The sequence below is a fragment of the Bowmanella denitrificans genome (genome assembly GCF_002887595.1).
GTDB classification, from domain to species: domain Bacteria; phylum Pseudomonadota; class Gammaproteobacteria; order Enterobacterales; family Alteromonadaceae; genus Bowmanella; species Bowmanella denitrificans.
In genome coordinates, this window is record NZ_PEBU01000020.1 from 24,075 (window position 1) to 35,500 (window position 11,426).

The 11,426-nt window shown below is 42.4% G+C and carries 18 protein-coding genes; all 18 read right to left on the minus strand.

Annotated features, from left to right (window positions below; genetic code table 11):
* Positions 1–47 precede the first annotated feature (47 nt).
* The 18 genes from CSR04_RS23710 to CSR04_RS23795 all read right to left on the minus strand — a co-directional run bounded on the left by CSR04_RS23710 (position 48) and on the right by CSR04_RS23795 (position 11,277).
* Entirely contained in the window at positions 48–404 is a 357-nt protein-coding gene (locus CSR04_RS23710; protein WP_102798838.1) for a GFA family protein, read from the minus strand.
* Positions 405–475: 71 nt separating this feature from the next.
* On the minus strand, positions 476–880 hold the full coding sequence (locus tag CSR04_RS23715; protein WP_102798839.1) for a DUF5655 domain-containing protein: 405 nt from the start codon (positions 878–880) through the stop codon (positions 476–478).
* A gap of 247 nt (positions 881–1,127) precedes the next feature.
* Complete coding sequence (locus CSR04_RS23720) at positions 1,128–1,523, minus strand: DUF4019 domain-containing protein (RefSeq protein ID WP_102798840.1); 396 nt, start codon at positions 1,521–1,523, stop codon at positions 1,128–1,130.
* 125 nt (positions 1,524–1,648) lie between these two features.
* Positions 1,649–2,095: a hypothetical protein gene (locus CSR04_RS23725; RefSeq protein WP_146027237.1), complete on the minus strand. Its 447-nt coding sequence runs from the start codon at positions 2,093–2,095 to the stop codon at positions 1,649–1,651.
* Between the two features lie 112 nt (positions 2,096–2,207).
* Positions 2,208–2,543 carry a hypothetical protein gene (locus tag CSR04_RS23730; RefSeq protein ID WP_102798842.1) on the minus strand — a complete coding sequence of 112 codons (336 nt, stop codon included), beginning with the start codon at positions 2,541–2,543 and terminating at the stop codon, positions 2,208–2,210.
* Between the two features lie 110 nt (positions 2,544–2,653).
* Positions 2,654–3,115, minus strand: coding sequence for a hypothetical protein (locus tag CSR04_RS23735; RefSeq protein ID WP_102798843.1), 462 nt, complete (start codon positions 3,113–3,115; stop codon positions 2,654–2,656).
* Between the two features lie 592 nt (positions 3,116–3,707).
* Positions 3,708–3,959, minus strand: a complete 252-nt coding sequence (locus CSR04_RS24815) for a hypothetical protein (RefSeq protein ID WP_146027238.1) — start codon at positions 3,957–3,959, stop codon at positions 3,708–3,710.
* Positions 3,960–4,114: 155 nt separating this feature from the next.
* Positions 4,115–4,402 (minus strand): helix-turn-helix domain-containing protein, encoded by a 288-nt coding sequence (locus CSR04_RS23745; RefSeq protein WP_102798845.1) that lies wholly within the window; start codon positions 4,400–4,402, stop codon positions 4,115–4,117.
* A gap of 421 nt (positions 4,403–4,823) precedes the next feature.
* Positions 4,824–5,126 (minus strand): hypothetical protein, encoded by a 303-nt coding sequence (locus CSR04_RS23755; protein WP_245921863.1) that lies wholly within the window; start codon positions 5,124–5,126, stop codon positions 4,824–4,826.
* 163 nt (positions 5,127–5,289) lie between these two features.
* On the minus strand, positions 5,290–5,694 hold the full coding sequence (locus CSR04_RS23760; protein WP_102798848.1) for a molecular chaperone DnaJ: 405 nt from the start codon (positions 5,692–5,694) through the stop codon (positions 5,290–5,292).
* Between the two features lie 94 nt (positions 5,695–5,788).
* Positions 5,789–6,040: a hypothetical protein gene (locus CSR04_RS24820; protein WP_146027239.1), complete on the minus strand. Its 252-nt coding sequence runs from the start codon at positions 6,038–6,040 to the stop codon at positions 5,789–5,791.
* 121 nt (positions 6,041–6,161) lie between these two features.
* A complete protein-coding gene (locus CSR04_RS23765) occupies positions 6,162–6,596 on the minus strand; it encodes a hypothetical protein (protein ID WP_102798849.1) in 435 nt (144 codons plus the stop codon).
* A 753-nt stretch (positions 6,597–7,349) separates the two neighbouring features.
* Positions 7,350–8,420: a DUF4062 domain-containing protein gene (locus CSR04_RS23770; protein ID WP_102798850.1), complete on the minus strand. Its 1,071-nt coding sequence runs from the start codon at positions 8,418–8,420 to the stop codon at positions 7,350–7,352.
* Between the two features lie 91 nt (positions 8,421–8,511).
* Positions 8,512–9,183, minus strand: coding sequence for a tetratricopeptide repeat protein (locus CSR04_RS23775; RefSeq protein ID WP_102798851.1), 672 nt, complete (start codon positions 9,181–9,183; stop codon positions 8,512–8,514).
* Positions 9,184–9,310: 127 nt separating this feature from the next.
* A complete protein-coding gene (locus CSR04_RS24825) occupies positions 9,311–9,532 on the minus strand; it encodes a hypothetical protein (RefSeq protein ID WP_146027240.1) in 222 nt (73 codons plus the stop codon).
* A gap of 283 nt (positions 9,533–9,815) precedes the next feature.
* On the minus strand, positions 9,816–10,142 hold the full coding sequence (locus CSR04_RS23785; RefSeq protein ID WP_102798853.1) for a low molecular weight protein tyrosine phosphatase family protein: 327 nt from the start codon (positions 10,140–10,142) through the stop codon (positions 9,816–9,818).
* 99 nt (positions 10,143–10,241) lie between these two features.
* Positions 10,242–10,946, minus strand: a complete 705-nt coding sequence (locus CSR04_RS23790) for an Imm8 family immunity protein (protein ID WP_102798854.1) — start codon at positions 10,944–10,946, stop codon at positions 10,242–10,244.
* 91 nt (positions 10,947–11,037) lie between these two features.
* Positions 11,038–11,277 carry a hypothetical protein gene (locus CSR04_RS23795; RefSeq protein ID WP_245921866.1) on the minus strand — a complete coding sequence of 80 codons (240 nt, stop codon included), beginning with the start codon at positions 11,275–11,277 and terminating at the stop codon, positions 11,038–11,040.
* Positions 11,278–11,426: the final 149 nt, after the last annotated feature.

The window sequence follows — 11,426 nt, forward strand, 5'->3', positions numbered from 1 at the left end:
AGCTTGCAAAACAAGCTCCATAGCAAGGCAGCCCGACGCCCATTTAGCTACATGTCGCGGCCATTAACATGCTGGCTGTTCAGCGCCCTTGGCTCCACTCCGGCTAAGCAATTGACGTTGATAGCAACAGTTTGTGAACCATCCGGCATATTGCCGTAAGCAAAGCTTTCCACTCCGCAGGTTTTACAAAACAGATGACGAATTGCCTTATTATTGAAAAGATACTCACTGAGCTGCTGCTCCCCGGACTTTAAGGTAAATTGGTCCTTTGAGGTAAATGCCAGCACAAAGCCCATCCGTTGGCAGCGGGAACAGTTACAAGTAATGGTATTGCCCAGATCGACATCCACTTCGTAGCTTACTGCGCCGCATTGGCAGCTACCTTCATAATGCGCAAGTTTCATTGTCTTTTCTCCTTAATATAATCAGTCTGCTTTTGCAGCCACGGCCCTGAATGGTGAGGCCGTAACATGAATTATCTGGCAATAGAAAACCTATAGGCCTCCTCAATCAGAGGTTGTAAGACTCCAAGCTCATCTAGACTGGCAATTTTGGCCACATGCGTAACTTGTTTGCCATCATCAACCACTTTGATAAATATGGGGTTTTCTACCTTACGACCAATATGAACGGCAACGCGCACCATATCTTTCATAATTGACAGATCAACAAAAATTCGGCGGCTTCTGAACAGCACATATCTGTCTCTTGCCACTATCTCCACTTTGCCCAGACCACTGACCAATGCCTCTATGGCACGGTATACTTCAACAACAGACTGTGGCCGGTCGCGTATTACGTCATCCCGGTTGCCGGTGCCGCAGACATGTCGTTGGTTGATACGGGTAAATTCCCTGTCACAGTTGGGGCACTGCCACATTGTTTAAATTCCTTTGTTTCGCTGTGGTTTAGGCGTTGATTTTCAGTATCCATAGTGAAAGCTGACGTAGCAAGCTGCAGAGGAGTTTTTGTTAGCGCGCTTTAGCAAAACAGTGGTCTTTAGCCTCAATTAGCATATTGGCTATGTGCGTGGCATACGGCTTGTTGGCTCCCAGTCCCATCGACGAAGATTCCACATTATTTAGATATGATGCTATTTCATGGTTTTTGGCATCACACACCAAAATTTACTTTATAAAATACCCAACAGGAAGCCATTGCCCACTACTTTTGCTAAGTGTCAATGTTTCCGTTGCTGATTCTTTATTTTGAAATTCAGTTTGAAATTGAATCACCAGATACAAACCATCTGGGGCACCGGGAAGTGATGAATATTCCTCTATGCCAATCTCAGCGCGTGATTTAACCGCACCTAATGGAGCACGAACACCTGTAAGCGCGGCATCCCACTTACTTTGGGATAATTGTAGTTTAAAGAAAGGATCTGACTTTTCCCAACTTTCGACATATTCACCAGAGTCTACAATCTTAAGCCATTCTTTTGCCACAATTGACGCCGTAGAATCATCGGCCAAAACAAAAGAAGAAATACACAAAGACAAAAATAAAATCAGTTTTTTCACAATAATTCCTTTTACTCTAAAGTTGACAGAAATTGCCTTACCACAAGTACCACCAAGGCAAAGTTTTGGGCGGCTGGAACCGACCCAACCGTGTTAGCTTTACCAATAGCGTCGTTATAAACTTACTACACCGCCGCATTAAACACAATTGAAAGGCTACTGAGAATAACCGTAGCAAAACAGAAAAACTGTATACGCTTTTTAAATTTAGTTGGCTCCATTACAAAACGTTCTGTCCGTTGTGCACTTAGCATAAACAGTGTTACTGACATCATAAGCAACGCCGGAGTAATGAAAGGAGCTTTACTCATCAGCGCAGCAATTGCTGCTACACCTACAACAAGTCCGAGAATAAACCAAATGACTGCAAAACCTGAAATCCGGGTAGCCATGTTAGTTGCCAAGCTCCTGAGCATATCTATATGAGCAATGTAAATTTCATCATTTCTGTCGGTTTGAGCTAACACCCTCTTTATATTATTCAATGTACTTTTATAACCAAGCTGCGAAAGTAGCATAAGTACTTCATTCGCGTGGCTAGCATTTGCTTTATCAATTTCAGGTTTACTCATATTTTTCACTAGAAAACCACCACAAAAACAATGTTCATTTTGACCACAGCCAAGCGAAGGGGAAACTTCACTTTGCGTTCTTTTACGCGCGAAGTAAATTTATTTTTCAGGGCTACTCTTCACTTACTTTCCGCTTTGTTAATTCGATTCTATCTTTTAGAACTCTGCATGTAATATTTGATGCTCGCTCAACATTTCCCTGCCGTTCAGCTACTTCAGCCAAGGTTAATTTCAGACCAGTGTCGTCTATCCCCACCTTTGTATAGTAAGCATTTGGGCTACCTAATAACTTCAAACCATTTTTGCATTTGGCCAAATCTAAATTGAACTCTTCGTTTTCATGCGCGTCCTCTCCGACATTCAATTCAGATTGCACTTGTTCTAACACTGATGCACATGCAACAGCACAGAAGAGTAAGGTAAATATTGCGATTCCAAATTTTATCATTGACAGTCCTGAGGACTGAATAATGTGTGAGCGTAGTTTGGTAATTTTATTGCACTGTTTGCAACTGAAAATGACAAATCATGGCGAATCACGATTAATTCGCTTGTTAGCTAATTTGATTTATTTCTTGTGTAATATTCTCTTATATGGCTATTACCATCTGTTCCAGCGGAACCCATATATACCCAATATGTATCTTCATTTTCAAAGTGCAATTGAGATATTTTTTTCTCACCATATCTTTCATATTGCATCGCGATGCTTTTACTTGTACATCCTAACACATTGAAAGTAATACGCTCTTCTGAAGGTGGGCGCTTCATCTTTTTCTCGCCCACCTTGATTTCAATTTCTGGGGAATTAATGCTCATCTTATTTTCCCCGTTATATTTGATAACTTCAATTCCTTGCGTTTGAATCATAAAAGACCATGCCTTGTCTTCTATGTTTGCCCATTTTTTATTGAACGACTCAAATTTCTCTATGGATGATGTCCATGTTCCATCTAATGATGGGCAACAATACCCAACACTTGGGATCATGACAGATAAACACATTAATACTCTTTTCATAAATAAATTAGTAATCCTTGCTCGAAAGTATCGCTAAGTTGTTAACAGCTAACGAATGATATGGACTCCCCTTTCCCGGGGTTCTGCCACGCTTAACTGGCAGCTGTTGAGGAGAACCGTCCAGGTCCGAATAACTATGTCTATGGAATTGATTTAGCCAAGCTGCGTTTTAGTATCCATGTCGAAGACCGCTGTGGCAAGGTTTGAATAACATGGCTTCCTTATCCTTTATGACATGCCCTCCATGGCATGCCAGTCCCATTTACAACAGGCGTCCTGCCTGTTGCCCTGCGGGCCAGCTAAAGCTGTTCAATCTGGTTCCTGACCAGATTGTCTTTACTGCGAAGAAACGAGACGCAAAGACCAAATTTTCAGGAAAAATTTGGGACAGCTTTACGCTGGTCCGAAGGAAAAGCTACAGGGACGTAGCTTTCAAAGCGCGCCCGCTGGATTCCCAACTACGTCAGTCCAGGGCGCTGCTAAAAGGCGGTCGTGAAAAAGTTTTGATTTACGGCTTCCTGCCTTTAATCAAAAGTCCACTTCGGGCATCCTCTGCCCTCTCGATGACATCTGAATTTGCTGCGCGCACTCGCTAATTCCGGGCGATGCCATCCCCGACGCGTCTTCCACTCAATTTTCTCCCAGCAAATTGCCCGCCTTTTAGCAGCGCCCTGAACCGACCGGGAATTTTTAAGCGGGGGTCAAAGCGGCTCGGGCCGCTTAAGGAGTGACAACTGATTGATGTTTTGTCGGTTAATGTCTGCTTTGTGCCAAGACCGTTTTTGACTGCAATAACAATTGCAACCAATCCACCAATCAATCCCGACGAAACCCATGATTCCAATGCTTACTCCTTAACTTCTAACGCCACAATAAACGGCACGACCGAGCCGGTTGGTTTTGGACAAAATCGCGCAGCGAACCAAAATCATCCGGCGACCGAGTGTCCGGCGCAGCAAACGAAGTGAGTGGAGCGAATTTCATCTCCTTGTTACACGTTTACTGCAGCTGGCTAAAGACTTCTGGATGCTGCTCGGCTATGCGTAGTAGAGTAACCGCAGGGCCTTGTGGGGAACGCCGACCCTGCTCCCAGTCCTGCAGTGTGCGCATGCTGACACCAAGCAAACCCGCAAATGCTGATTGTGACATATTTAATTTTGAGCGAATTACTTCTGGTGGCGATGGCTCAGAAAGCTCAGTCACCTTCAGGCTGATTTTGCCTTTTTTGTGCTGCTTGATTTCCTGAATCCCTTCCAAAATCTCAGCACCGATATCACGCTTACTCATGATCGATTGCCTCCGCTATTTTCTTCAAGATATGACCAGGAATCGTAGACCTCTCAGATTTGCTATACAGCGTAAGCATCCAGATTTCGTGGTCGGGCTTTCTCCAATAATAGATAACTCGAACTCCTCCACTTTTCCCTTTCCGTTCCGGAGCCCAACGTACTTTTCTGACTCCGCCTGATCCTTTGACAATATCCCCAGCGTCTGGCTTCTGCATGAGGTAAGTCTGCAAGGCTCTGTACTCCTCGTCAGACAAGTACTCCGGCAGAAGCTTTGTGAATGTAGAGGTTTCAATAAATATCATGGACCAAACTATACGGCATTGCCGTACTTTCTGGCAAGAGATGTCTCAAGACGTGTAACGCCGCGCGCGTTAGCGCGTCCAGCCCGCAGGGCGATGCTGCCTTTGCTTGTTATGTGTTTACTTGACTTCGTTGACATAGATTTTGTATTCCTTTCCACGATCATCAGAAGCCAGCATGAACTTTCGTTGGCCAGATGGCCACACGAACTTTAGCGATTCAAGTTTTTCTGGCTCTACATTGTGTGATGCCAAATGCTTATTTAGTGAATCACCCCAATATCCTATAGATTTCTTAATTCGTTCACTCGCCATAGCGTCAGGCGAGAATTTTCGTGTTTTCCAATCTACTTCGATGTCGTAACCTTTGCGATGAATATTGATAAGCTCATCTATTACATAGTCGCTATCCACGTAGTTCATAAGGCTCGTGAAACTATGGCCAAAATTATGAATCGCTGAGTAGATATTCTTGTACTTCATCGGTGCTCTTTACACATAACGCTTTAAACAGCGGAAAACACGCGCGCTTTGGCCGTCTTTTGGCCTGCGGGTGGTTTTCCGATGATTTAACTTGTTAGATGTTCTACTTACTGTTGATGTCATTTTTAATTTTTTGGTTTAACTCCATAAAATCTTTTACTAATGAGTCGCAAACAGATTTTTTAGCAGCACATTTTACTTCGGTAGTTATTCCAATTTGACCATTTCTCTCGACAACTGCACGGCGAACAACTGATGGGTATGAAGGGTGAGCTTTGGGGGCAAATGACCAAAGGGCTTTATTCGTATTGTCATTTACAATAACCCAACCTTCAGACTCACTAATCTCTGCATTGGGATCTGATTTCAGCGCTTCGAGAGCCTCTAATACAGTGTTATAACCAAACACTTGTCCATTTTTGCCTTTGTATCCCAATTTTGAGTCGGAATCAGTAGCAAATGAAAAACACGAAAAGGTTAATAGAACTAAAAATAATACTCGATTCATACACAATCCTCCTTGAACATCTAACGCTTTGAACAGCGGAAAACACGAGCGTAGATAGTGATTTCCCGATGGTTTAACTTGTTAGTTGCTATGGTTAGCTTCCATAAAATGTAACTTCAGGTTTATATAAAAGCGCGACCAAAACAAACACAATGATGATGGCAAAAATAACCATTTCCATGGCAAAGTTTTTCATTAACTCTTTGTACATTCTAGCTTTTGTTTGATTTTTATCAGAGTAAAAACGATGCATCCTCACATATATACTGAAGACAGAGATAATGCATAGTAGAGCTACAATTCCACCAACTAACCAAGCAGCAACTGCTCCCCAAGAACCGTACAATGCCTCATTCTCCCTAGATGGCAACTAACGCTTTGCCAAGGGGCAAATGCGAACGTTGTTGGGCGAAGCCCAGAGAGTATTTGTCCCAGCCGCGCTTTTTGCGGCGAACTTTGGCAACTTGTTATATGCTCTTAACACCAATAACCTCACCCGACATTAGTACAGCAACAAAATTTTTTGAACCATACATTTTGTTGCCGTCTAGAAGAGGATCAAACTCAACAACATAATACCAATATTCTTGTTTAGAAAAGCCAGCCAGACAATGGTACTTAACTAACTCAATACTTCTTATTTCGATACCATCAAACTTAGGCAAGTTAGTAACCGCCCAATCTTGCACTAATGAATAGGCTTTGTAAGTAGCCAATGGTGGTGAAATCATTTCTTTAGGTGACCATGAACCAGCTTTCTCAACTTTGCTGCCTGGGACAACAAGTCCATACTTTTCACCATCATGCGTTGATGTTGTTCGTGGCGTGTGATCCTCACAAAATTCAGTCGTCGCATGCGCAAACAGCGGTAATAGAAATATTAGAATAAATATAGATTTCATCGTGTACCTTCCCTGAGCATATAACGCTTTAAACAGCGGAAAACGCGAGCGAAGCGAGTGGTTTTCCGATGATTTAACTTGTTAGTGGCCCACGAGAACAGAACTGTCATGGCTTTGCCGCCAGCCCTGTTGGCCCATGAGCTTAAATTGATATTCATGCGCTTACCTTAGCCCGAAGAAAGATAAAACAACAACCGATTTTTGCGGCTGGTTTTGGCTAACTGCAAACGGCAATGTTGATCGCAAACAGGCAACCACTTCTTTGCGAACCACCTTTAAGCCAGTGAGGTAAAAAGTGCGCGTTGGTGATGCTGAAATAATGCTTGTTGCCAATACCAACCTCCTTGCGATGCTTCCATGAAATGCGGGGCCTAATACCGCGCCAATGTCTAATTCCTAGCCTAATCTACTGGGGCTACTAACGCCCCAAGCAAGGGATTTTATGAGCGTTGTTCAGCGAGTAAAATTCCCGCTGGCTTGGCTTGTTATGTTTTAAAACACTCAATTTAATATCCCAGTATTTATAACTTTCAGGTAGCCGCTTATTAATGTGTTGTAGGCAGCAAACAAGCAAATACCAATAACCAAAATAGTTTTACTCCATGAGCTAAAACTCTTTGATTCTAGTTTATGTTCCTTAACGCCCATCACAAATAAAAAGATGGAGACAACGACAAATAGAACTCCAAAAAAGAATGTAGCGATGGCGGTTATTTGCTCCAATGTCCGACCTCTACCTTAAAACATAACGCCTCAAGAAGGGGCGCCGGTTACGGCGTCCCTCTTACTTGATTTGTTATGCTTTTTTACCGCTAGCAGATTGGTTAGATAGTTTTCACCGTAAGGCGTTAATACCCAATTTGAATCATTACCTTCATGGGTTATTAAATTAAGTGCTCGGAATTGAATTTTAATTGTCTGAAATGTGGTGAGTCGTATTTTAATATCATCAATCTTGTTATCTGGATAAGCTTCCTCAAGATCATCCTTCACCGTTCGCTCTATCAAGCCGTTGAGATAACTAATCATCCACCCCTCGGATGAAGCGGTTATCATATTCGGACCAACAAAGGAAAATATTCTGTCCCAAGACAAATCAACAGCACAATCAATAATTTCGCCTTTTTTCCAATATTTCTTATTATTCTTACCAACCGATACTTTTTTTGCCTCAAAAACAAATTCTAGTGTAAAAATATCTTGTCCTTGGGCTAGTTCTTCTGTTCCCGACGGTCTTTCTATACGAGCCTTTTTTAACTTTTCTTCGAGAACTTCGTTCTTTTTTCTTAGATCTAGAAGTTCTTTAGAAGTAGATTCCGTAACAGAATTAGCCTTAATCCAGCCCACAGCGGGTTGATGTTTTATCAATTGAGTTATACTTCGGCTTACTTTCGCTCCTAAATCTGAAGGAGAGTTCCAGTACTTACACAATTTACTTGATACCAAATCTCGAAAATCTTCGAGCTTCTGGCAGGCATCCGGATCACTTTCCGATTTTCCTTTTTCAATTTTCTCTGGTCTTTCATGCAAAAAACCTATAACTGGCTTACCTGTTTCGATCGCATACCGGTATTCCATCTCGGTATAACTAAATCCAGTTTTCTTAGAAATAGAACCGTATCTTCCGGCAAGTATCACAAGATAGTAGTCAGACTCATCTATAACTTTTTTTATCCACTCCCACTGCTCTTCATTCGCTGCAGGAAATAGCTCCATTCCAGAGGGCATACAGTCTAGTTCTAGCAGTGCCTGCATAACCTCAGCTCGCTCTTCAAGAAGATCCGTGTACGTAGAACTTACAAATACTTGATATCGTTTATCCATTTTTGAACTCTAATTTTTATCGAGAGCATAACGCCGCGCTCTGCGGCAAATTTGGAGCGCAGCGGAAAATTTGTCCGACAGCAGCGCCTTGTTAGCTGTGGATCTTGGCTTTGACTTCATTTAAGTACTCCTGGCCTTCTTCGTCTAATTTAGACGAAAAGCTATCAATCCACTCTTGAGCATCAAAACTGGCACCTAGACCATTGAATACATCCACTGCGACATCCATTGTATGCGAGAGAAATGGGACGCCACGGATATAAACGAATGTTGTGTCAGTGATTTTTAGTTGCTCATATATTTGGCGTAATTCGTTTATTTGCTCCAAAGCCAAATCGTATTCACCTATATCGCGTAGCGCACAAGCGTAATATTGGCGCATAAAAGGGATGCTTGGCTGCTCTTTATGCCCAGAATCTAACTGCAACTGTACAGCTTTATCGAAAGCATTGCGCCCAACCTCTACATTTTTCGATAGAGTCCCAGATGAAATGACATTGAACCAGTCATTGATCTCTGGATTGTATTCAGTGGCCTTTTGAAAGTATGGAAGAGCCTCTTTATATTTGGCTTGCCTGAATAGGGCCATACCCATGAGCTTGTTGGCATCTTTGGCAATGGGTGCCGATTTATGCCCAAGTAGTTCCTTTGCTTCAAGAATTACTTCTTCGTACTTTTCATTTTGAATAAGCTCCCAAAGCTTATCCGTAAGACTGAGGTCGGGCGGCTTCTTTTTAAATATATTTTTAATCTTGCTTAGCACGATGATTCCTTTGTACAGCTAACACCCAAATTAGGGGCACAAATACATAGGCTAAAATCCGGAGCGAAGCGAAAGGAGCCTACGTATTTTTGTCCCAGCGAACGCAGTGAGAGACTATATTGGCTTGTTATGTTTCCTCATCCAAATCTTCCTCTTCTACGAAGTCAAAATATGGATCAGGGCCAAAGATCTTTGTTTTGCCAAAGGAGATAACAAACCCTATCAACGCAAGAACTGCCATTCCGATGCCGATAGTAAGACCAAATGCAAAGACAAGAAAAAGATTTTCTTTTTGTACCCAAGGAAAATAGCTGCCAACGGTCCACAAAATGCACATCGCGTACACCATTTGTAACCCAAGACTAGTTACGTATAAGATTTTTCTACACTTAAACTCAGATAGCCGCTCGTATTGCTTTGGGAGTGGTCCAAACCACGTGAAGTTGAGCGCAAAAACTAGATTTGGCCACACGAAGTGAAGTGTTAAATAAATGCTAAATACAATTGCGTAGAAAAGGGCTATTTTTTCAATCATAATTCAGAAACATAACGCCGCCATATGGGACGACGCGTATTTTGCGCCGTCCCAACCGCAGCTTTTGGGCGGCTATATGAAGGCTTTGTTATCTGACTCATCTTAAACGCACATGCTTTGATACACGATTCTCAAGAATTCTTATCAGCACAGGGTCCATCCGGTCATAGTTGTCAGGGATATCTAGACATACAAGTTTTTTCCCGGTCAGAAGATCCTTGAACTTCTTTGATACCTTGTTCTTATGTGTCTTTTCCATAACAAAGACAATATCAGCCCATTCAATCAGATCTCCACTAACGACGGTTTCAGCATCCAGATTTGTGCCACAACCTATAGCATTGATGCCTTCATAGGCAGAGAACACTTCTTCACCCGAGGGACTTCTCAGCCTATTTTCACTGCATACGAACAATAGGTTCATAATTCCTTCCAATCAGATAACCCCCGCCACAAACGCGAGAGACTTGTTGCGAGTCGAGCCGCGAAGCGGCGTTTTGATGTCGCTTGTTATATGCCACTGCTACTTTGCTTGTTCATATTCCCAGCAAAAATGCTTGGACACTTGGTTAAACATACCTTCCCAGCTAACGTCCGAGCAAGTGCTCAAAACCTTATTTATACTACTAAGAGTATCTGCCCATGAATAGTAAGGCAAAATGAGCAGATGATTGTTAGGGTATATCTGAGACAACATTTTTTGTGTTACCACGTGAACCTGAAAAAGATTTGAGCCAGCTTCGCTTTCTATACCTACTTCTATCGATAGCCAAAACTCGACTTCCGTAGGGTCGTCAAAGGCCCACTGTTCTATGGGATCATAGTCAGCGCAATCGAAAGATTTAACGACAGGAATAAGATTATCCATTTGGCATATAACGCTCAAAGCAAGCGCGCGGTACGCGTCGCTTTGCCTTTGCTTGTTATATGCGATTGCATTAAATTTTGAACCTCTGAAACGTTTTTTGGCGATAAATAGCATTAAACCAAAAAGAGCTAACATGACAATGCCAAAAGCACCAAAAAACATGGCTATTTCTGTACCTGATAACTCACTGCTGCGAATAGGTTCATTGATATCGAAATTCAACAAGTTACCCAACACATAAACCATTCCAGTGCTTATCGCTATAAAGAATGGCAATAAGACAAGATAAACGCAGACCCGAAAAAAGCGCTTCTTTTCACTGAACGGAGCATCAATTCGGTAGTTGAAATTTGAACTCAATATCTACTCCCATTCCAGCATATAACGCCGCCAGCAGCGGCCGAGTGAAACGAGGTCCAGCGAACAAAGTGAGCGACGCTGGCTGGCCTTGTTATGTTGCATTTAATATGGACTCGTATTTGACCAGATGTTTATTACCCATTAGTTTTGAAGCACTAATCAAGTGCAGCCAAAACTCCTTGGATGGGCTCGGGTTATCTTCGATTACCCTATCCAGCTCTTCCATAGCTAAGAGCAACTCATTTGCATTGATATAGTCCAAGAAATCTTCTTTTCTATAGCCATTATCAGACTCTATTGTATTGCTCGGCAGCAATTTAAATGCTGCCATCAATTCAGCCTGGATAAGAGCCCATCTTTCAGTTAGCCCCATAAGTCAACTTGCAACATAACGCCTTAAGCACAGGGTGAGATCACGAACATTATTTGAGCAACCTCGACTTGATTTGTCAGACCAATTGACGAGCTGATCATGCTGTG